Raw genomic sequence first — 20,648 nt, 5'->3', positions numbered from 1 at the left:
TATCGGGCATCCGATCGGCATGTCGGGGGCGCGCATCACCCTGCACGCGGCTCTTGAGCTGGCACGACGCGGTTCCGGATACGCTGTTGCCGCACTGTGCGGCGCGGGCGGCCAAGGCGACGCCCTGATCCTGCGCGCGGGATAGCCACCTACGACGCTATGTAGTAGCTGGCCCGTTTCTCGGGCACAATGGCGCTCATGACGAGCGCATTTGATCTTCGATCGGTTGCTGGCTGGTTCCGTCTCATCGCGCTGGCAGAGGCCGTCAGCTGGGTCGGTCTGCTGGTCGGCATGTATTTCAAATACCTGGGCACGCCGCGAACCGAGATCGGCGTCAAGGTCTTCGGCATGACCCACGGGCTGGTTTTCATCGCATTCGTGGTGGCCGGGCTACTGGTCGGTATCGCGTTCAAGTGGTCGACCGGCACATGGTTGCTGGCGTTGCTCGCAAGCATCGTGCCCCTGTGCAGTGTGATCTTCCTCATCTGGGCCGATCGGACGGGCCGAACGGGGTCCGCTGAGGCCGCGTCGGCGGTTGCGCAACCGGGGCAGCCGGCGCCCGAAACGACGTGACAGACTTGGGGGCGTGACTCGTCCCCGACCTACCATCGCGGCCTCCATGGCCGGTGCGGTTGACCTGTCGGCTCTCAAGCAACGAGCAGCCTCCCCCGAAGGCGGCGAGGCTACCGGCCCGCCGGGGGGCGTCGAGGTCACCGAAGCCAACCTCGAAGCCGAGGTGCTGGTTCGGTCAAGCCAAATGCCCGTCGTCGTGCTGTTGTGGTCACCGCGCAGTGAAGCAAGCGCCCAGCTAGGCAATGTCCTTGCCCAACTCGCCGATGCGGACGGCGGTAAGTGGTCGTTGGCGACGGTGAATGTCGACGCCGTGCCGCGGGTGGCCCAGATGTTCGGCGTGCAGGCCGTCCCGACGGTCGTTGCGCTGGGGGCCGGGCAGCCGCTGTCGAGCTTCCAGGGTCTGCAGCCGCCCGAACAGTTGCGGCGGTGGGTCGACTCTTTGCTCGACGCGACCGCCGGCAAGCTCAGCGGCGGCGACCCCGACGTGCCCGAGCAAGTCGATCCCGAACTCGCCCAGGCACGTTCGCATCTCGATGCCGGCGACTTCGATGCCGCGCTCAACGCCTATCAAGCGATCCTGGACGCCAACCCCGGCCATGCTGAAGCCAAGGGCGCGGTCCGTCAGATCGGCTTCCTGCAGCGAGCTTCCACACAACGGCCGGATGCAGTCGCCGCGGCCGACGCTGCCCGCGATGACATCGACGCGGCGTTCGCGGCCGCCGATGTGGAGGTTCTGCAGCAGAACGTCGCCGCGGCGTTCGACCGGCTGATCGGGTTGATCAAGCGAACCTCGGGCGACGAGCGCACGACAGTGCGCACGCGCTTGATCGAGCTGTTCGACCTCTTCGACCCAGCCGACCCCGAGGTAATCGCGGGGCGGCGCAACCTCGCCAACGCGCTGTACTAGTACGCCGCGAGCAGACGTAAAACTGCCCATTTGTCGCCGAAATAGAGCAGTTTTGCGTTCCCCTACCTGCGGTGTGGGCCCAACTCGCGCTAAGAAACTAGGCCGGTTCGAACCACAGCGCGGCCAGCGGCGGCAGCACCATCACCGCCGAGGCCGGGCGTCCGTGCCACGGCTCGTCGGTGGCGTCCACCGCGCCGAAATTGCCGATGCCCGAACCGTTGTATATGTCGGCGTCGGTGTTGAGCACCTCGCGCCACGCGCCCGTGTGCGGCAAGCCCAGCCGGTAGCGCGTGTGCTCGGAGCCGGAGAAGTTGAACACGCATGCCAGCACCGAGCCGTCGTCGCCATAGCGCAGGAAGCTCAGCACATTGTTGGCGGAGTCGTTGGCGTCGATCCACGAGTAGCCCTCGGGGCGGGTGTCCTGCGACCAGAGCGCACGTCGGCTGCGGTAGATGCCGTTGATGTCCCGCATCATCCGCTGGATTCCGTTGGAGAAGCTGTCCTCACCGAGTTGGTACCAGTCGACACCGCGTTCCTCCGACCATTCCCCCCGCTGCCCGAATTCCTGGCCCATGAACAGCAGCTGCTTGCCTGGGTGCGCCCACTGATACGCGAGCAGGCCGCGTAGCCCGGCCGCCTTCACATGGTCGTTTCCGGGCATCCGGCCCCACAGTGTGCCCTTGCCGTGCACGACCTCGTCGTGGCTGATCGGCAGCACGAAGTTCTCGCTGAACGCATAGAGCATCGAGAAGGTGATCTCGTGGTGGTGGTAGCTGCGGTGTATCGGGTCGCGCTTGATGAACTCCAATGTGTCGTTCATCCAGCCCATATTCCACTTCATTGAGAAGCCAAGCCCGCCAAGGCTTGTCGGTCGCGTGACGCCCGGCCACGACGTCGACTCCTCGGCGACGGTAACGATGCCGGGTGCGACCTTGTGCACCGTCGCGTTCATCTCCTGAAGGAACTGCACGGCTTCGAGGTTCTCCCGGCCACCGTAGATGTTCGGTGTCCAGCCATCCTCGGGCCGCGAGTAGTCGAGGTAGAGCATGGAGGCAACCGCGTCCACGCGCAGGCCGTCGATGTGGAACTCCTGCAGCCAGTACAGCGCGTTGGCGACCAAGAAGTTGCGCACCTCTGCCCGGCCGAAGTCGAATACATAAGTGCCCCAGTCGAGTTGCTCGCCACGGCGCGGGTCGGAGTGCTCGTAGAGTGGTGTGCCGTCGAAACGGCCCAGCGCCCACGAGTCCTTCGGAAAGTGCGCAGGCACCCAGTCCATGATCACGCCGATGCCGGCCTGATGAAGAGTGTCCACCAGGAACCGGAACTCGTCGGGTGTGCCCAGCCGTGACGTCGGAGCGTAATACGACGTGACCTGATATCCCCACGATCCGCCGAACGGATGCTCGGCGACGGGCATCATCTCGACGTGTGTGAACCCCTGGGAAACAACGTATTCCGTGAGCTCCTCGGCGAGCTGGCGATAGCTGAGCCCGGGCCGCCACGACATCAGATGCACCTCGTAGGTGCTCATTGGTTCGAACACCGGATTCTGTCGGGCACGCTGCGCCATCCAGTCGTCGTCGCCCCAGGTATACGAACTCGTCGTCACCTTCGACGCCGTCTGTGGCGGCACCTCGGTGGCGAAGGCCATCGGGTCGGCACGGTCGCTCACTGCGCCGTCAGCCCCGTGAATCCTGAACTTGTAGAGCCCGCCGACCGGCAAGTCGGGCCAGAACAATTCCCACACACCCGTCGAACCGAGCACACGTAGCTGGGCCTCATTACCGTCCCAGTGGTTGAACTCGCCGATCAGGCTGACGCCCTTGGCATTCGGCGCCCAGACTGCAAAGGACACCCCTTCGACGACGCCGTCGGGGGTGGTGAAGCTCCGCGGATGCGCGCCTAGAATCTCCCACAGGCGCTCATGGCGGCCCTCGGCGAAAAGATGCAAGTCCATCTCGCCAAGCGTCGGCAGGAAGCGATACGCATCGGCGAGGGTGTGCGTGTGGGTCGAGCCGTCCGCACCCGGGTAGCTCACTACCAGCCGGTAATCCACCAGATTTGTGAACGGCAATGCGACGGCGAAGAGTCCGGATTCGATGTGCTGGAACGTATAGCGCTCACCGCCGACCAGCGCCACCACCTCGACCGCATGCGGCCGATACGTGCGGATAACGGTGTGGTCGTCGTATTCATGCGCGCCCAAAACCGAATGCGGGTCATGGTGTTCGCCGGCCAGCAGCCGGTTGAGGTCGGCCGTGTGCGGCCGCAGGTGTGGGCTCGTGCGTTGGTTTGTCTGCGTCATCTCGTCACTCCCTACGCAGCAGCTTGAGTCGTTGGTCGGCAGGCACCTGGGGCATGTTCAGCACATGCGCGACCGCCTTGGCCGGATCGAGGCGGACGTAATTTGCCTGCCCCCATTGGTATTCGTCCCCGGTGATCTCGTCGCGCACCCAAAACCGGTCGTAGGGCTCCATACCCAGCGCGGCCATGTCCAGCCACACCATCGCCTCCTCTGGCCCGAACGCGTTGAGCGTCACCACCACCAGCACCTGGTCGCCGGTCACCGGGTCGAACTTGCTGTAGGCCAGCACCGCATCGTTGTCGGGATGGTGGAACTTGATGGTGCGCAACTCGTGCAGCGCGGGGTGTACCCGGCGAATCTCGTTGAGCCGGGTCAAGAACGGCTCCAACGACTCGCCATCGGCAAGGGCGGCGTCGAAGTCGCGGGGACGCAGTTCGTACTTCTCCGAGTTCAGGTACTCCTCGCTGCCTTCCCGAACCGACCGGTGTTCGAACAGCTCGAATCCCGAGTACACGCCCCACGCCGAGCTCATCGTCGAGGCCAGCACCGCCCGAATCGCGAACATGCCCGGGCCGCCGTGCTGCAGGCTCTCATGCAGGATGTCGGGTGTATTGACGAACAGGTTCGGCCGGGCAATATCGGCATACTCGGCGATCTGCTGACCGAATTCGGTGAGCTCCCACGTCGACGTGCGCCAGGTGAAATACGTGTAGGACTGCGTGAAACCGAGCTTGGCCAGCCCGTACAGCCGTGCGGGCCGGGTGAAGGCCTCCGACAGAAACAGGACGTCGGGGTCCTCGTTCTTCACTTCGCCGATCAGCCAGGCCCAGAAGTTCGGCGGCTTGGTGTGCGGATTGTCGACGCGAAACACCTTGACGCCGTGGGCGATCCAGAACCGCACGACTCGCAGCACTTCCTCGTAGAGACCGGCCGGGTCGTTGTCGAAGTTCAGCGGATAGATGTCCTGATACTTCTTCGGCGGATTCTCCGCGTACGCGATCGTCCCGTCGGGCAGCACGGTGAACCACTCCGGGTGCTTGCGTGCCCACGGGTGATCGGGCGCGCACTGCAACGCAAGGTCCAGCGAGACTTCCATGCCCTCGTCACGAGCGGAGGCGACGAAGTCGTCGAAGTCTTCGATGGTGCCCAGCTTCGGATGCACCGCGTCGTGGCCGCCTTCGTCGCTGCCGATCGCCCAGGGCGAACCGACGTCGTTGGGCGCAGCGGTAACGCTGTTGTTGCGGCCCTTGCGGTGCACCTTGCCGATCGGATGGATCGGCGGCAGGTACACCACGTCGAATCCCATCTTGGCGATGCGTGAAAGTGCCTTGGTGGCGGTCGCGAACGTGCCGTGCACAGGGTTGCCCTTCGCGTCCCACCCGCCGGTGGACCGCGGAAATATCTCGTACCAGGCACTGAAGCGGGCCAGCGGCCGGTCCACCCACACGCCGTATTGCTCGCCACGGGTGACCAATTCGCGCAGCGGGTACTGGTCCAGCAACTCGGTCACTTCCGGCGACAGAGCGGCACCCGCGCGGTAGAAGGGGTCGCCGGGCTCGCGCAGCCGCGCCGCGGCATCGATCAGGGGATAGCGGTTCTGACGCGGCACACCCGTGGCGGCGCGATCCAGTAGCCGCGCACCGACGAGCAGGTCGTTGGACAACTCGCCCTCGCTCTGACCCGCGTCGAGTTTGGCGGTCACGTTCTTGCGCCATGTCGCGATGGGGTCGCCCCAGCCGTCCACCCGGAACGTCCACAGCCCGACGCTGTCGGGGCTGAAGGTGCCGTGGAACGCGTCGGGTGTGCGGCCCATCGACATCCGCAGCAGCTGCGGCTTGATCCGCGGCGCCGGGGTGACGACCTCCTCGATCGGCACGGGATCGGCGGCCTTGACGCGACCTGGCGGATCCTCGGACAGCCTCGGATACGCCGTGCCGTGATAGCGCACCACAAGCGTGGCCGACACCGCTTCATGACCTTCTCGCCACACCGTCGCCCGGACGGGAACTATCTCTCCGACGACGGCCTTGGCCGGGAACCGTCCTCCGGAGACGACGGGTGCGACGTCATCGATTCCGATACGACCGGCCACCCCACCACTCCTTACACTGGCGCGGCCACTGTGGGCCGCTGTGCTTGTCGTCTGGTCTTCGTTTACAGCCTCTAAAGCTTCCTGGGCGCCCTATACCCACCGTAGTGCTCGGCCCAACCCAACGAGGCGAAGGGATCACCGCCCAACGCCGCCATCTGCTCTTCGCGCAAAGCGCCCAAGACTGCGAAACCGCGATTTGTCAGTAAGGTTGGGTCGCGTGAAAGCCCTTCGCAGGTTCACCGTCCGCGCGCATCTTCCCGATCGTTTGGTTGCGCTCGAGCGGCTGTCGATCAACTTGCGCTGGTCGTGGGACAAGCCCACGCAGGACTTGTTCGCGGCCGTCGATCCGGAGCTGTGGCGGCAGGTCGGGCATGACCCGGTTGCACTGCTCGGACAGGTCAGCCCGAAGCGGCTCGACGAACTTGCCGTCGACGAATCGTTCGTGCGCCGTCTCGACGGGCTCGCCGCAGACTTGGACGACTACCTGAACCGGCCGCTGTGGTACCAGCAGCAGATCGATCAGGGGTCAGCACTGCCCAATGGCATCGCGTACTTCTCGATGGAGTTCGGTGTGGCCGAGGTCCTGCCGAACTACTCCGGCGGCCTTGGCATCCTCGCTGGTGATCACCTGAAGTCGGCGTCTGACCTGGGTTTGCCGTTGATCGCCGTCGGGCTGCTGTACCGGTCGGGTTACTTCCGGCAGTCGTTGACCGCCGACGGCTGGCAGCACGAGAGCTATCCGTCGCTGGATCCGCAGGGGCTTCCGCTGCGGTTACTCACCGACACCGAAGACAATCCGGTTCTCGTCGAGTTGGCGTTGCCGGACTCCGCGCAGCTGCGAGCGCGTGTGTGGATCGCGCAGGTGGGCCGAATTCCGTTGCTGCTGTTGGATTCCGACGTCCCGGAGAACGAGCACGACCTGCGCGGCGTGACCGATCGGCTCTACGGCGGCGACCAGGAACACCGCATCAAGCAGGAGATCCTGGCCGGCATCGGCGGCGTGCGCGCGATCCGCGCGTTCACGGAGGTGGAGGCCTTGCCCGCCCCGGAGGTGTTCCACATGAACGAGGGGCATGCGGGCTTCCTCGGCGTCGAACGCATCCGTGAGTTGATTGACGCCGGGCTGGATTTCGACACCGCGCTGACGGTCGTGCGGTCGTCCACGGTATTCACCACGCACACCCCTGTGCCCGCGGGCATCGACCGGTTCCCGGTGGAGATGGTCAAGCGCTACTTCGGCAGCTCTTCCGATGAGCGCTCGCGCGAAGAGCATCGATCCGGCGGGCCCTCCGATTCAACCTCGCGCCTGCTGCCCGGGGTGCCGCTGGACCGGATCATCGCGTTCGGCGAGGAGGACGACCCGTCGAAGTTCAACATGGCGCACATGGGCCTGCGGCTGGCGCAGCGCGCGAACGGGGTGTCGCTGCTGCACGGGCGGGTCAGCCGCCACATGTTCAACGAGCTCTGGCCGGGATTCGACCCCGATGAGGTGCCGATCGGCTCGATCACCAACGGCGTGCACGGGCCGACGTGGGCGGCGCCGCAGTGGCTGGAGCTGGGTCGCGAGCTTCTGGGCAGCGAAGATCTCGGCTCGCTGACGGAGCCGGAGACGTGGCAGCGGTTGCAGCAGGTCGATCCGGGCCACATGTGGTGGATCCGATCGCAGCTGCGACAGGCGCTGGTCGAGGACGTGCGCGCCCGGGTGCGGCGCTCATGGTTGGAGCGAGGCGCGTCGGACGCCGAATTAGGCTGGATTGCAACAGCTTTCGACCCGGATGTATTGACGATCGGGTTCGCCCGACGGGTGCCGACGTACAAGCGGCTGACGCTGATGCTGCGAGACCCCGAACGGCTGGAGAAACTGCTGCTCGATGAGAAGCGGCCGATTCAGTTGATCGTCGCCGGCAAGTCGCATCCAGCCGACGACGGCGGCAAGGCATTGATCCAGCAGGTGGTCAAGTTCGCCGACCGGTCCGAGGTGCGGCACCGCATCGCGTTTCTGCCCGACTACGACATGTCGATGGCACGCCAGCTGTACTACGGCTGCGACGTGTGGTTGAACAATCCGCTGCGACCGCTGGAGGCGTGCGGCACGTCGGGCATGAAGAGCGCCCTCAACGGCGGGCTCAACCTGTCCATCCGCGACGGTTGGTGGGACGAGTGGTACGACGGCGAGAACGGCTGGGAGATCCCGACCGCCAATGGTCTGGCCGACGAGAGCCGTCGCGATGACATCGAGGCCGCCGCGCTCTATGACCTGCTCGAGCGGTCGGTGGCGCCGAAGTTCTACGACCGCGATGAGCGCGGAGTTCCGACGCGGTGGGTCGAGATGGTCCGCCACACGCTGATGGAGCTCGGGCCGAAGGTGCTGGCGTCGCGCATGGTTCGCGACTACACCGAGAAGTACTACGCCCCGGCGGCGCAGTCGCTGCGCAAGACCGTCGAACCCGGCGCGGACGGCGAGCCGTTCGGTGCCGCCCGCGATCTGGCCGCCTACCGGCTGCGGGCCCAGGAGGCGTGGCCGAAGATCCAGATCACCGACGTCGACAGCTACGGGCTGCCCGACACTCCGCTGCTGGGCTCGGAGCTGACGCTGACCGCGACGGTGGAGCTTGCGGGGCTGCGGGTCGACGAAGTGGTGGTGCAGGCCGTCCTGGGCCGGGTCGACGCCGGCGATGCGCTGGTCGAGCCGGTCACCGTGCCGATGCAGCACACCGGCACTGCCGACGGCGGCAACGAGATCTTCTCGACGACCACGCCGTTGCCGGTCGCGGGCCCGGTGGGCTACACGGTTCGGGTGCTGCCGCATCACCCGTTGCTCGCCGGTGACAACGAGCTCGGCCTCGTCACCCTGGCGTGAGTGCTGCCCAGAAGGTCGCGCTGGACGGCGGCCCGTATGCGATTGCGTCAGGTCCGGACGGAGCGATGTGGGTGACGCTGGTGCACAGCGGCGCGATCGCGCGGGTTACAGACGCGGGCGAGGTGGCGGTGTATCCCGTCGGTCCGCAATCGCGGCCGTCAATCATCACCGCGGGACCCGATGGCGCGATGTGGTTCACCCGTACCGGTGATGACCGCATCGGCCGTATCAACATGGCAGGCGAGCAGACCGCGTTCGATTTGAAGGAGGGCAGCGGGCCGTTCGGCATCACCGCGGGCGCGGATGGCGCGTTGTGGTTCACCGCCATGGCGTCGGGTGACATCGGCCGGATCTCGGTGGACGGCGAGCTGTCCAGCTGGCCCTCGGTGGGCGGTGCGCCGTCGATGATCATCACCGGCCCCGACAACGCGTTGTGGTTCACCCTCAATCAGGGAAACGCGATCGGCCGCTTGGCGCCTGCAGACGGTGTCACGGTGCGCGAATTGCCCACTGCAGGAGCGGGACCGGTGGGGATCGCTGCCACGCACGACGATGCGGTGTGGTTCACCGAGATCCTCGCCGACAAGCTCGGACGCATCCCGATGGACGACGCGATCCAGGAAATGGATCTGCCGGGGAAACCGCACGCCGTGGTCGCCGATCGCGACGACGGCGTCTGGGTGAGCCTGTGGGGCGCCAGTCAGATCGCACGCGTCAGCGGCGACGGCTCGGAAGTAGTCACGATCGACCTGCCGCCAGGCAGCGAGCCGCACGGCCTGGCGATCGGCCCTGATGGCGCGCCATGGGTCGCACTGGAGTCGGGATTCTTGCTGCGAATGCCCACCTGACGTAGCGGGTAGCACCGAACTCGGTCTGGTCACACTCGCATAAAGACACGCGCAAAATGCGGACGGCTCTTGGCAACGGGCGATTCCGTCGGGTAATGATCCTAGGCGGTATAAGTTCCGGCCGAGGAGGGCTGCGTTGTGCTGGTTCGTCCGCTGGCCCTCATGACCGCGTGCGTCCTGACCTGCGTGTTGGTTGCGCCGCCCGTCGCCGCTGAGCCCGAGACGGAGCCCGTTTCGGCAGCGGGGCCCGCACCTGAAGCGGCCCCGGTCGACGACGGCCGAGTGGAGTCGTCGCCGCCGGCTACCACGAAGACGCCCGACGGGTGGACGCTCACGGTGTCGGCCAAGGACGAAACGCAGCGCGTGATCGCGCCGCTGACGACCGCGATTTCGTCGCGCGAATACGAGGTCGGCGGAATCTTCAACGGCTCGCTGGCCGGCCCCGAAGGCGAAGAACCGCCGCACGGCACGCTGGAGGTCGGATATCAGATCGGCTGCGGCATCGACATGAGCACGTCCAACGGCGTCACGCTGACGGGCAGCGTGGGCATCACGCCGTCGCTGGGCCTCGGCGGGGTCGATGTGGTGTCGCCGCTGCCGGAAGGCCTGGTACCCGTAGTGCTCACACCCGTCACCGGCGGCATGGCGATCGCGCTCAAGCCCGGCATCGTCAACGTGGTTCCGGTGTCGAAGAAGGAGTTCAAGGGTACGGATCCGTGGATCATGGTCGACGGGTTCCACATCAAGATCGACGGCTGCGTCGGCGAGTCGTTCGTTCGGTCCTACGCGTTCCTGACCCGGTCGACGGAAACGTCCGACGCCGTCAAGGCCTGGTACGGCGTGACGAAGAAGGTCTAGTACCGCGTCGAAACTGCGCACAGATCGCGAAAATCGCCAAAATCGCGATCTGGCAGCAGTTTCGAGAGCAGGCCGCTACGGGAAGCGCTTGAAGCAGCGGTCTGCGTCGCCGAGCACACCGACGCGGAACGCGTCGATGCGCGAAAAGCCCGACGGCACGGATTCACCGTTGACGTCGCTGGCCACCAAGCCGTTGGTGAGGATGCCCGACACCGCCTCGTCGACGTCGCCGGCAGTCAGCGCGATCGTGTTCCCGTCGGGCGTCGTGACGTCTTTGGACATCTTCACGGTCGCCACTCCGGTCAGGCACGCCGTGCGCAGCGCTGCCTCGGCATTGTCGAGCACCACGCCGCCGTGCTCCTGCTGGATGGCCTGCATGTACCGCGACACCAGCACCGAATATGCCGTGTTGTCGCCACTGGCCAGGCTGGTGCCCTCCTCGCGGTCGGACTGCATACCCATCGTCTTGAGCTCAGGGAGGTCGACGACGATGGTGTTGCTCGCCGGACAGTACGACACCGGCGAACTCGGGCGCGCGTTTGGGCACTTCTCCGCTTGGGAGGTCTCGAAGCTCAGCTTCGGCGGTTTGGCGGGGGAGAACAGGATGCCCATCGCATCGACGATCGATCGCACAGACTCCTGGGTGATGGGCAACTCGCCGCTCTGATCCTCAGGCAGCAGCACAGGCAGATCGCCACGGCGCTGGCCGATTTCACGCATGTCGATCGCCGCGCACGCCGAGGGCCCGTCTGTGAAGCCGAACTGGAAGGCCGAGAGCCGCTCGAACGCCGAACCGTGCTCGTCCACGCCGGCTTCGGGATCTCCCTGACTCAGCAGCGGGTCGCGGAACGCGATCACCGCCGCCAGCACGTCGTTGAGCCCGTCGCCTGTGGACAGCGTGAAGCGGGGCGAATTGCCTTCGGCGACCCACCGCATGTAGGACCCGGCGAAGCAGTCGGCCTGCTGCTCGGAGACCAGCGTCGGCGTGCTCTTCTTGTTCAACCCGGCCTGATGCTGGATGGCGTGGCCGTATTCGTGGGCGAGCACCATTACAACGCCCATGTCCCCGAACGCTTTTCGTAGCGAGGGCATCAGTTCACCACGATCCCAGCCGATGGTGTTGTCGTCGAAACAGAACGCGGCATTGACCAGACCGTAGGTGTCGTCGCCGCAGAACTGCCCGTCAAACCCGTTGGCGTCCCACGAGATCAGCGCCTCAACGGGGCTGAAGCTGCCATCGAATGTGTCACCGTAGGCATTTCCCCAGTACTCTTCGATGTCGCCGACCGCGTTGCCTGCGAGGTCGTCGATCTTGCCGCCGTCGCTGCCCTGTATTACGCGGCCGGGCTCGTGGGCGTCGGGCCGCAGGCCGGTCGGTCCGTCGGTGGCAGGCAGCCCGGCGACGTGAAAGGGGTCGTCGAACACCGAGACGGCTTTGCCCTGCAGAGTCGTCGTGCAGCCTGCGACGATGAGCGCCGAACAGGTGGCGATGACGGCGCCTATCAGGTGTCGTCGGCTCATGGAGGCGCCTTTCGAGATCGGAAAGCGGCCGTGCGGCCGACACTGGGAATTCGCTGACAGGATATTGAAAAAATCATTCAGCGCGCAGACGTTCGAGCGCCTGACGCACCCGGTCGGAGTCAGTCGTCGCCCAGAACGGTGGCAGTGACGCGCGCAGATAGCCGCCGTAGCGGGCGGTGGCCATTCGAGAATCGAGTACGGCGACGACGCCTCGGTCATCGATGCGGCGCAGCAACCGACCCGCACCCTGTGCCAGCAGGAGCGCCGCATGACTGGCGGCGACGGCCATGAACCCGTTGCCCCCGCGCGCGGCGACCGCGCGCTGGCGGGCGGTCAGCAGCGGATCGTCGGGCCGCGGGAATGGAATGCGGTCGATGAGCACCAACGACAGCGATGGGCCGGGCACGTCGACGCCCTGCCACAGCGAGAGCGTGCCGAACAACGACGTCTCCGCGTCGTCGGCGAACCGTTGCACCAACGCCGAAGTGGTGTCCTCACCCTGGCACAGGACCGGCGTGTCGAGCCGTTCCCGCATGATCTCGGCGGCGGCCTTGGCGGCGCGCATCGACGAGAACAGTCCCAGCGTGCGACCGCCCGCCGCAGTGATCAGCGCCTGGATTTCATCGAGCTGTTCGGCCGAGCCGGTTCCGTCGCGCCCCGGCGGCGGCAGGTGGGCGGCGACGTAGAGGATGCCCGATTTCGCATGTTCGAACGGCGATCCGACATCGAGACCCCGCCACTTCGCGTCCTTGTCGCCACCGGCCAGTCCCCACGCCGACGCCATCGCGTCGAACGTGCCGCCGATCGTCAGCGTCGCCGAGGTGAGTACCGTCGTCGACCGCTCAAAGAGCCTGCCGCGCAACAATCCTGACACCGACAGCGGTGCCACCCGCAGCACCGCGCGGATGCTCCCGCGGTTGTCCTCATGGTCCAGCCACACCACATCGGTGCGGTCCGGGATGGCGGGAACGAACGACGCGAGAATGCGGGTCGCCGTGTCAGCGAGGTCGCTCAACGCCGTGACCGCCTCGGAGCGTGCGGACGCCGCCTTCGGATCGCTTGGCGCGGTGTCGATGGCCGAGCGGGCCTTGCTCGCAACGTCGCGCAGCGCGGTCAGATACGTCGTCGTCTCGTCATCGAGCACGTCGATGCGACCCGGCCTCGCGTCGTGAATGGCCGACGACAACGTCGCCGTCGCCGCCTCGAGCCGTTGTGCGAGTTCGGGATCGATGAGTGGTCGGGCGCGTCGGTGTGCGATGCCCATCGATGTCGCCGACAGCTCGGCGGTGGCCACACCGGTCACCCGGTCAACGAGCTCGTGGGCCTCGTCGACGACGAGCAGGTCGTGTTCGGGCAGCACCGCGGCGTCGGCGATGGCGTCGATGGCCAACAGCGCGTGGTTCGTGACGATGACATCGGCGTGGCCCGCCTTGTCTCGCGCCTTCTCCGCGAAACAGTCGGTGCCGAACGGGCATCGCGACACCCCGATGCATTCGCGGGCCGACACGCTGACCTGAGACCACGACCGGTCGGGCGCACCCGGCGTCAGGTCGTCGCGATCACCGGTAGCGGTGGTCGAGGACCATTCGACCAGACGCTGTACGTCTCGGCCCAGGGCCGTGGTGGCCATCGGTTCGAAGAGTTCGTCCTGCGGCCGGTCCTCGGGTTCGTTTGCCGATCCGTTGTGAATCTTGTTGAGACACAGGTAGTTTCCTCGACCCTTCAGCAGCGCGAACTCGGGTCGGCGGGGCAGGGCGTCGGCAAGCGAGTCGGCCAGCCGCGGCAGGTCGCGATCGACGAGCTGACGTTGCAGCGCGATGGTCGCCGTCGAGATCACCACGGGTTCGTCGGTGGCGACGGCGCGGGCGATCGCAGGCACCAGGTAGGCCAGCGACTTGCCGGTTCCGGTGCCGGCCTGCACCGCGAGGTGTTCGCCGGAGTCGAAGGCGTGCGCGACGGCCTGGGCCATCTCGATCTGTCCGCGGCGTTCTGCGCCGCCCAATGCGACAACCGCCTTGGCCAGCAGTTCGGTGACTTCTACCTCGGCCGTGGCTATGCCTCTCGCCTCGGAGCGGGCGGAATCATGCGCGTCGGGATCGCGGGCTCGCCCTTGGAGAGTTTCAACCCGTCCCATGGCAGGCTGCGTAGTCCCTCTTTGACGCGACGACGGGCCGCGTCGATGCTGAGGTCGCCGACCGGTTCACCGTTGCGCACCAGCTCGACGGTGAGGGCCCGCCCGGACTCACCCGGCGGCGGCTGCCCGTACGGATGGACGATCTCCTCGAGGATGGTCCCGGTGGGTTTGCACGTTCGCAGCGCCTGCTTGCGTCCGCCGTGAGATTCCTTGTGACTGCTGCGTTTTTCGACGGGCATCCCGTCGACCTCCGACAGCTTGTAGACCATGCTGGCGGTCGGGGCGCCCGAGCCGGTGACCACCGATGTGCCGACGCCGTATGTGTCGACGGGCTCGGCGCGCAGCGCGGCGATCGAGTATTCGTCGAGATCACCCGAGACGACGATGCGGGTCTTTTTGGCGCCGAGGTCGTCGAGTTGTTTACGGACCTGTCGCGCCATCACCCCCAGGTCACCGGAGTCGATGCGCACCGCACCGAGTTCGGTGCCCGCGATCTCGACCGCGTTGGCCACGCCGGCCGTGATGTCGTACGTGTCGACGAGCAGCGTCGTGCCGACGCCGAGCGCATCGACCTGCGCCCGAAACGCCGCCTTCTCCCAATCGGATGTTCTTCGCTCGAGTGGCTCATCACCAGGGCCGGCTGTGTCTGTCGAGTGCAGCAGCGTGAATGCGTGCGCGCTGGTGCCTAGCGCGGGCACGCCGTAGCGGCGCTGGGCTTCCAGGTTCGACGACGCGGTGAACCCGGCGATGTAGGCGGCTCGCGCTGCGGCGACGGCGGCCTGTTCGTGGGTGCGACGCGAACCCATTTCGATCAGCGGACGGTCTTCTGCCGCGCAGGCCATCCTCGCGGCGGCCGAGGCGATCGCGGTGTCGTGGTTGAAGATCGACAGCGCCAGTGTCTCCAGCACCACGCATTCGCCGAATGTGCCGTGCACTGACAGCACCGGCGAGCCGGGGAAGTACAGCTCACCTTCTGCGTAGCCGTCGACATCGCCGCTGAAGCGGTAGTCGGACAGGTACGCGAGTGTTTCTCGGTCGAGGAAATCCGACAACGCCGCCAGCGCTTCACCATCGAACGTGAACTGCGCCAAGGCTTCCACGAACCGCGCGGTGCCGGCGACGACGCCGTAGCGGCGGCCCTCAGGCAGCCGGCGCGCAAAGATCTCGAAGGTGGTGCGACGGTGCGCGCTGCCGTCGCGTAGCGCCGCCGCAAGCATCGTCAGCTCGTATTTGTCGGTGAGCAACGCTGCGGTCACAGGAGCAACGGTAGTAGTTCGAGGGGGGCGATATGGCCCGGCTATCCTGAAGAACATGGTTACGCCGGCGAAGACCCGACCGGGAACCCGCGAGGAACGCGACGTCAAGACCGTCGATGCCACCGACACCCCGTGGGTAACCATCGTCTGGGATGACCCCGTGAACCTGATGACATACGTGACGTACGTCTTCCAGAAGCTGTTCGGATACAGCGAGCCACAAGCGACCAAACTCATGCTGCAGGTGCACAACGAGGGCAAGGCCGTGGTGTCGGCGGGCAGTCGTGAATCCATGGAGGTCGATGTGTCCAAGCTCCATTCCGCCGGCTTGTGGGCGACCATGCAACAGGACCGCTGACAGACCAGTGCGTAAATGGAAGCGGGTCGACACCGCCGACGGCCCGCGATTCCGATCGGCGTTGGCCTCGCATGAGGCCGAGCTGCTGCACAGTCTCGTGACATCGATGGTCAGCATGCTCGAGGAGCGCGAATCCTCAGGCCCCACAGACGAACTCGAAGAAATCACCGGTATGCGCACGGGTAATGCGCAGCCTCCGCAGGATGACACGATGAAGCGGTTGCTGCCCGACTTCTACCGCCCGCAGACCGATCATCCAGCCGGATCAGGAACCGCCGAGAGCCTCAACAGCGCATTGCGCAGTCTGCATGAGCCGGAGATCATTGACGCGAAACGCCAAGCGGCACAACGATTGCTGGACACCGTGCCGCCAGGGGGCGGAAAGTTCGAAATCACCGAGGACGATGCTCACGCGTGGGCCGCCGCGGTCAACGACGTGCGGCTGGCGCTGGGGACGATGCTCGATGTGGGTCAGCATGGCCCCGACGCCCTGCCCCCCGATCATCCGATGGCCGGGCATCTGGACGTGTACCAGTGGCTGACGGTTTTGCAGGAATATCTGGTGTTGGGGCTTATGGATACGCGGTGATGAGCGCTTTCGCGAAGAACGGACAGGCATGAGTGCGATCACGGACGTCGGCGGGATTCGCGTCGGCCATCACCACCGGCTCGACTCCGACGCCGAGCTCGGCTCCGGCTGGGCCAGCGGCACCACCGTCGTGCTGACCCCGCCGGGCACCATCGGGGCGGTTGACGGCCGCGGCGGCGCACCGGGCACGCGGGAAACCGACCTTCTCGACCCGATCAACTCTGTTCGCCACGTCGATGCTGTCGTCCTGTCGGGCGGCAGCGCATACGGTCTCGCAACCGCCGACGGCGTGATGAGTTGGCTCGAGGAGCACGACCGCGGCGTGGCGATGGAGGGCGGCGTGGTGCCGATCGTGCCCGCCGCGGTGATCTTCGACTTACCCGTCGGCGGATGGAAGTGCAGGCCGACCGCTGAGTTCGGCTATGCGGCCGCCGAGGCTGCCGGTGAAGACGTTGCCGTCGGGACCGTGGGGGCGGGCGTCGGCGCGCGCGTCGGCGTGCTCAAGGGCGGCGTGGGAACGGCGTCGGTGACGCTCTCCTCGGGCGTGACCGTCGGCGCGCTCGTGGTGGTCAACGCAGCCGGCGACGCGGTCGACCCGGCCACCGGGCTGCCGTGGCTGGCGTATCAGATCGAGGAGTTCGGCCTGGTCGCGCCGCCGGCCTACCAGATCGCCGCATATGCGGACCGGCACATCGAGCTCAGCCCGCTCAACACCACGATCGCCGTGGTCGCCACCGACGCGGCCCTGAGTAAGGCGGGGTGCCGGCGAGTCGCCGTCGCCGCGCAGGACGGCCTGGCTCGCACCATCCGGCCGTGCCACACCCCACTCGATGGCGATACGGTATTCGCACTGGCCACCGGTGCCATCGAGGTGGCGCCGGACCCGGCCACGCCGGCGTCGATGTCGCCGGAGGTGCCGCTGATCACGGCGATCGGCGCGGCCGCGGCGGACTGCCTGGCCCGCGCGGTGCTTGTCGGCGTCCTGGCGGCCGAGTCGGTCGCCGGAATACCGACATACCGCGACATGTTGCCGGGAGCGTTCGAGTGAAAGGTGATCAACCGTGCTGGTGATCCGGGCCGACCTGGTCGACGCGATGGTCGCCCACGCCCGCGCCGACCACCCAGACGAGGCCTGCGGCATCATCGCCGGGCCTGAGGGGTCAGACCGGCCGGAAAGACACGTCGCGATGCTCAACGCCGAACGGTCGCCGACCTTCTACCGGTTCGACTCCGGCGAGCAGCTCAAGGTGTGGCGGGCGATGGACCAGGCCGACGAGGTGCCCATCGTCATCTACCACTCACACACCGCGACCGAGGCATACCCGAGTCGCACCGACATCTCGTATGCGTCCGAACCCGACGCGCACTACGTGCTGGTATCGACGCGCGATCCCGACGAGCACGAGCTGCGCAGCTACCGCATCGTCGACGGCGTCGTCAGCGAAGAACCCGTCGAAATCATTGAGCAGTATTAGAAAGGTCAACCCATGTCAGTCACTGTCTCGATCCCGACGATCCTGCGCACCCACACCGGCGGCGAGAAGCGCGTCGCCGCGTCGGGCACCACGCTGCAGGCCGTCATCAGTGATCTGGAGTCGAACTACTCCGGGATCTCCGAGCGCCTCGTCGACCCTGCTAATCCTGGCAAGCTGCACCGCTTCGTCAACATCTACGTCAACGACGAGGATGTGCGCTTTTCCGGCGGGCTGGACACCGAGATCTCCGACGGCGATTCGGTCACGATCCTGCCTGCCGTCGCGGGTGGCTAGCGTGGCCCGGCGATCCGCGAAACTGCAGTTACCGTGCGCTCTACTCGCACTTCTCCGCGATAGCTGCAGTCTCGACGTGCCGGTTGGGGCGTCACAGTGACCCGGTACGACTCGCTGCTACAAGCGCTCGGCGACACGCCTTTGGTTGCGCTACACCGGCTTTCGCCCCGCTGGGACGACGAGCCGCACGTTCGGTTGTGGGCCAAACTGGAGGACCGCAACCCGACCGGCTCCATCAAGGACAGGCCCGCGCTGCGGATGATCGAGGACGCTGAACGCCGCGGCATCTTGAAGCCCGGCGCGACGATCCTGGAGCCGACGAGCGGCAACACCGGCATATCGCTGGCGATGGCGGCGCTGCTCAAGGGCTACAAGATGATCTGCGTGATGCCGGAGAACACCTCCATCGAGCGCAGGCAGCTGCTGGAGCTCTACGGTGCGAAGATCATCTACTCGCCGGCCGAGGGCGGGTCGAACACCGCAGTGGCACACGCGAAAGAGCTTGCCGCCGAAAACCCTTCGTGGGTGATGCTGTATCAGTACGGCAACGAGGCCAACACCGAAGCGCACTACTACGGCACCGGACCCGAACTGCTCGCCGACCTGCCCGAGATCACCCATTTCGTGGCGGGGCTTGGAACGACCGGAACGCTGATGGGCACCGGCCGGTATCTGCGTGAACACGTCCCGGACGTACAGATCGTCGCGGCCGAACCCCGTTACGGCGAGGGCGTATACGCGCTGCGCAACATCGACGAGGGCTTCATCCCGGAGCTCTACGACCCCGACGTGCTGACCACGCGCTACTCCGTCGGCTCATACGACGCGATCAAGCGCACCCGCGAACTGGTCCAGGTGGAGGGCATCTTCGCCGGCATCTCCACCGGCGCCGTGCTGCACGCCGCACTGGGCATGGCGGCCAAGGCCGTCAAGGCAGGTGAACGTGCCGACATCGCGTTCGTCGTCGCCGATGCCGGGTGGAAGTATCTGTCGACCGGCGCATACGCCGGTAGCCTGGATGATGCCGAGGACGCATTGGAAGGGCAGCTATGGGCTTGACAGGCCCCGGATACCCGGTCGCACCATCTCCCGAGCCGAAGAAGAGGCCCGCGTGGCTGGTCGGCGGGGTCACGATCGTCAGCTTCGTCGTGCTGCTGTACGTGATCGAGGCGTTCGACTCGATGTCGGGGCATCACCTGGACGACAACGGCATCCGGCCGCTGGAGACAGACGGCCTGTTGGGAATCCTGTTCGCGCCGCTGCTCCATTCGAATTGGCAGCACCTGATCGCCAATACCGGCCCTGCGCTGATCCTCGGCTTCTTGATGACGCTCATCGGGCTGGGGCGGTTTGTCGCTGCCACCGCGATCGTCTGGATCGTCGGCGGCTTCGGGACGTGGCTGATCGGCAATGTGGGCACGCATTGCCCGTACGTCGGCGTGAGCTGCGAGACCAACCACATCGGCGCGTCCGGCCTGATCTTCGGCTGGCTGACGTTTCTGATCGTGTTCGGGTTCTTCACCCGCAAGGTATGGGAGATCGTCGTCGGCGTGATCGTGCTGTTCATCTACGGCAGCGTTCTGCTCGGCGTGCTGCCCGGCACGTTCGGCGTCTCCTGGCAGGGGCATCTGTGCGGGGCGATCGCCGGCGTCCTCGCGGCGTACATGCTGTCCGGTCCCGAACGCAAGGCGCGTGAGACTCGTAAACGCAAAGCGACGAACCCATACCTGACGTCGTGAGCAACCCGTTGGCGTCCGTCGGGATCTTCGATTCCGGCGTCGGCGGGCTTACCGTCGCGCGCGCCATCATCGACCAGTTGCCCGACGAGGACATCATCTATGTCGGCGATACCGCCAACGGCCCATACGGGCCGCTGACCATTCCCGAGATTCGCGCCCACGCGCTGGGGATTGGCGACGACCTCGTCGAGCGTGGTGTGAAGGCTTTGGTGATCGCGTGCAACACCGCGTCGTCGGCGATGTTGCGTGACGCGCGCGAACGGTATGCCCCCGTGCCCGTCATCGAGGTGATCCTGCCGGCGGTACGCCGTGCCGTCGCCGCCACCCGCAACGGTCGCATCGGCGTCGTCGGAACGGCCGCGACGATCGCGTCCGGGGCGTATCAGGATGCGTTCGCCGCCGCGCGCGACACGGAGGTGATCGGTGTGGCGTGCCCGCGGTTCGTCGACTTCGTCGAACGGGGAGTGACGAGCGGCCGCCAGGTCCTCGGCTTGGCCGAGGGTTATCTCGAACCGCTGCAGCGCGCCGAGGTCGACACACTGGTTCTGGGTTGCACGCATTACCCGATGCTGTCCGGCCTGATCCAGTTGGCGATGGGCGAGAACGTCACGCTGGTGTCGAGTGCCGAGGAGACCGCCAAGGACTTGCTGAGGGTGCTCACCGAGCTCGATCTGCTGCGCCCGCACGACGCTCCCGCGGCCCGGCGGTTGTTCGAGTCGACCGGCGATCCTGAGGCGTTCACCACACTGGCGGCACGATTCCTGGGACCGTCGCTGGATGGCGTTCGGCCTGTTCAACGTCACGTCGGCGCACAAACATGATTTCCGTCGCGTAAACGG

At 66.3% G+C, this 20,648-nt stretch carries 18 protein-coding genes and 1 pseudogene; 14 read left to right on the top strand and 5 right to left on the bottom strand.

What is annotated here, in order from left to right; genetic code table 11:
- From VJV41_RS15010 to VJV41_RS15000, 3 genes and pseudogenes are all read left to right on the top strand, one after another.
- Window positions 1–145 (top strand): annotated as a pseudogene (locus VJV41_RS15010) (acetyl-CoA C-acyltransferase); the annotation flags it as partial.
- A gap of 44 nt (window positions 146–189) precedes the next feature.
- Complete coding sequence (locus VJV41_RS15005) at window positions 190–573, top strand: DUF3817 domain-containing protein (protein ID WP_325334986.1); 384 nt, start codon at window positions 190–192, stop codon at window positions 571–573.
- A gap of 13 nt (window positions 574–586) precedes the next feature.
- On the top strand, window positions 587–1,480 hold the full coding sequence (locus VJV41_RS15000) for a tetratricopeptide repeat protein (RefSeq protein WP_325334984.1): 894 nt from the start codon (window positions 587–589) through the stop codon (window positions 1,478–1,480).
- Window positions 1,481–1,577: 97 nt separating this feature from the next.
- On the opposite strand, the gene glgB is transcribed toward VJV41_RS15000, so the two are convergent.
- On the bottom strand, window positions 1,578–3,785 hold the full coding sequence (glgB, locus tag VJV41_RS14995) for a 1,4-alpha-glucan branching protein GlgB (protein WP_325334982.1): 2,208 nt from the start codon (window positions 3,783–3,785) through the stop codon (window positions 1,578–1,580).
- A 4-nt stretch (window positions 3,786–3,789) separates the two neighbouring features.
- Window positions 3,790–5,877, bottom strand: coding sequence for an alpha-1,4-glucan--maltose-1-phosphate maltosyltransferase (locus VJV41_RS14990; protein ID WP_325334980.1), 2,088 nt, complete (start codon window positions 5,875–5,877; stop codon window positions 3,790–3,792).
- Between the two features lie 217 nt (window positions 5,878–6,094).
- Between VJV41_RS14990 and VJV41_RS14985 the strand changes: the two genes are divergently transcribed.
- From VJV41_RS14985 to VJV41_RS14975, 3 genes are all read left to right on the top strand, one after another.
- Window positions 6,095–8,737 (top strand): glycosyltransferase family 1 protein, encoded by a 2,643-nt coding sequence (locus VJV41_RS14985; RefSeq protein WP_325334978.1) that lies wholly within the window; start codon window positions 6,095–6,097, stop codon window positions 8,735–8,737.
- Window positions 8,734–9,585 (top strand): virginiamycin B lyase family protein, encoded by an 852-nt coding sequence (locus VJV41_RS14980; RefSeq protein WP_325334977.1) that lies wholly within the window; start codon window positions 8,734–8,736, stop codon window positions 9,583–9,585. Before VJV41_RS14985 ends, VJV41_RS14980 begins: the two co-directional genes overlap by 4 nt.
- Before the next feature lie 162 nt (window positions 9,586–9,747).
- Window positions 9,748–10,443: an MspA family porin gene (locus VJV41_RS14975; RefSeq protein ID WP_325334975.1), complete on the top strand. Its 696-nt coding sequence runs from the start codon at window positions 9,748–9,750 to the stop codon at window positions 10,441–10,443.
- 75 nt (window positions 10,444–10,518) lie between these two features.
- On the opposite strand, the gene VJV41_RS14970 is transcribed toward VJV41_RS14975, so the two are convergent.
- The 3 genes from VJV41_RS14970 to VJV41_RS14960 all read right to left on the bottom strand — a co-directional run bounded on the left by VJV41_RS14970 (window position 10,519) and on the right by VJV41_RS14960 (window position 15,315).
- Entirely contained in the window at window positions 10,519–11,964 is a 1,446-nt protein-coding gene (locus VJV41_RS14970; protein WP_325334973.1) for a neutral zinc metallopeptidase, read from the bottom strand.
- Between the two features lie 73 nt (window positions 11,965–12,037).
- On the bottom strand, window positions 12,038–14,098 hold the full coding sequence (locus tag VJV41_RS14965) for an ATP-dependent DNA helicase (RefSeq protein ID WP_325334971.1): 2,061 nt from the start codon (window positions 14,096–14,098) through the stop codon (window positions 12,038–12,040).
- Window positions 14,017–15,315 carry a nicotinate phosphoribosyltransferase gene (locus VJV41_RS14960; protein ID WP_325335004.1) on the bottom strand — a complete coding sequence of 433 codons (1,299 nt, stop codon included), beginning with the start codon at window positions 15,313–15,315 and terminating at the stop codon, window positions 14,017–14,019. The genes VJV41_RS14965 and VJV41_RS14960 overlap by 82 nt, the downstream gene beginning before the upstream one ends.
- Before the next feature lie 94 nt (window positions 15,316–15,409).
- Between VJV41_RS14960 and clpS the strand changes: the two genes are divergently transcribed.
- The 8 genes from clpS to murI all read left to right on the top strand — a co-directional run bounded on the left by clpS (window position 15,410) and on the right by murI (window position 20,630).
- Entirely contained in the window at window positions 15,410–15,712 is a 303-nt protein-coding gene (gene clpS / locus VJV41_RS14955; protein ID WP_325334969.1) for an ATP-dependent Clp protease adapter ClpS, read from the top strand.
- Complete coding sequence (locus tag VJV41_RS14950) at window positions 15,657–16,301, top strand: DUF2017 domain-containing protein (RefSeq protein ID WP_414684960.1); 645 nt, start codon at window positions 15,657–15,659, stop codon at window positions 16,299–16,301. The genes clpS and VJV41_RS14950 overlap by 56 nt, the downstream gene beginning before the upstream one ends.
- A gap of 28 nt (window positions 16,302–16,329) precedes the next feature.
- Entirely contained in the window at window positions 16,330–17,349 is a 1,020-nt protein-coding gene (locus VJV41_RS14945) for a P1 family peptidase (protein ID WP_325334965.1), read from the top strand.
- Window positions 17,350–17,362: 13 nt separating this feature from the next.
- Window positions 17,363–17,776, top strand: a complete 414-nt coding sequence (locus tag VJV41_RS14940) for a M67 family metallopeptidase (protein WP_325334963.1) — start codon at window positions 17,363–17,365, stop codon at window positions 17,774–17,776.
- Between the two features lie 12 nt (window positions 17,777–17,788).
- Window positions 17,789–18,070: a MoaD/ThiS family protein gene (locus VJV41_RS14935; RefSeq protein WP_325334962.1), complete on the top strand. Its 282-nt coding sequence runs from the start codon at window positions 17,789–17,791 to the stop codon at window positions 18,068–18,070.
- Between the two features lie 96 nt (window positions 18,071–18,166).
- The gene (locus VJV41_RS14930; protein WP_325334960.1) at window positions 18,167–19,129 is read left to right on the top strand and encodes a cysteine synthase; all 963 of its coding nucleotides are present in this window, start codon (window positions 18,167–18,169) and stop codon (window positions 19,127–19,129) included.
- Complete coding sequence (locus VJV41_RS14925) at window positions 19,120–19,809, top strand: rhomboid family intramembrane serine protease (protein WP_325334958.1); 690 nt, start codon at window positions 19,120–19,122, stop codon at window positions 19,807–19,809. Before VJV41_RS14930 ends, VJV41_RS14925 begins: the two co-directional genes overlap by 10 nt.
- Window positions 19,806–20,630, top strand: a complete 825-nt coding sequence (gene murI / locus VJV41_RS14920; protein WP_325334956.1) for a glutamate racemase — start codon at window positions 19,806–19,808, stop codon at window positions 20,628–20,630. Before VJV41_RS14925 ends, murI begins: the two co-directional genes overlap by 4 nt.
- The last annotated feature ends 18 nt before the right edge of the window (window positions 20,631–20,648 follow it).

Origin of the sequence: Mycobacterium sp., from assembly GCF_035274705.1 — a bacterium.
In the GTDB taxonomy this organism is placed as follows: Bacteria; Actinomycetota; Actinomycetes; order Mycobacteriales; family Mycobacteriaceae; genus Mycobacterium.
The sequence above is the reverse complement of the archived record's forward strand: the minus strand, read 5'-3'. Positions and strand labels throughout refer to the sequence as shown.

What these genes read in the sequence shown, in the direction of transcription:
- VJV41_RS14935 (WP_325334962.1), top strand. Translation starts at nt 17,789, where the DNA reads ATGTCAGTCACTGTCTCGATCCCGACGATCCTGCGCACCCACACCGGC.
- VJV41_RS14945 (WP_325334965.1), top strand. Translation starts at nt 16,330, where the DNA reads ATGAGTGCGATCACGGACGTCGGCGGGATTCGCGTCGGCCATCACCAC.
- clpS (WP_325334969.1), top strand. Translation starts at nt 15,410, where the DNA reads ATGGTTACGCCGGCGAAGACCCGACCGGGAACCCGCGAGGAACGCGAC.
- VJV41_RS14960 (WP_325335004.1), bottom strand. Translation starts at nt 15,315, where the DNA reads ATGCTTGCGGCGGCGCTACGCGACGGCAGCGCGCACCGTCGCACCACC.
- VJV41_RS15005 (WP_325334986.1), top strand. Translation starts at nt 190, where the DNA reads ATGGCGCTCATGACGAGCGCATTTGATCTTCGATCGGTTGCTGGCTGG.
- VJV41_RS14950 (WP_414684960.1), top strand. Translation starts at nt 15,657, where the DNA reads ATGTGTCCAAGCTCCATTCCGCCGGCTTGTGGGCGACCATGCAACAGG.
- glgB (WP_325334982.1), bottom strand. Translation starts at nt 3,785, where the DNA reads ATGACGCAGACAAACCAACGCACGAGCCCACACCTGCGGCCGCACACG.
- VJV41_RS14925 (WP_325334958.1), top strand. Translation starts at nt 19,120, where the DNA reads ATGGGCTTGACAGGCCCCGGATACCCGGTCGCACCATCTCCCGAGCCG.
- VJV41_RS14975 (WP_325334975.1), top strand. Translation starts at nt 9,748, where the DNA reads ATGACCGCGTGCGTCCTGACCTGCGTGTTGGTTGCGCCGCCCGTCGCC.
- VJV41_RS14970 (WP_325334973.1), bottom strand. Translation starts at nt 11,964, where the DNA reads ATGAGCCGACGACACCTGATAGGCGCCGTCATCGCCACCTGTTCGGCG.
- VJV41_RS14965 (WP_325334971.1), bottom strand. Translation starts at nt 14,098, where the DNA reads ATGGGACGGGTTGAAACTCTCCAAGGGCGAGCCCGCGATCCCGACGCG.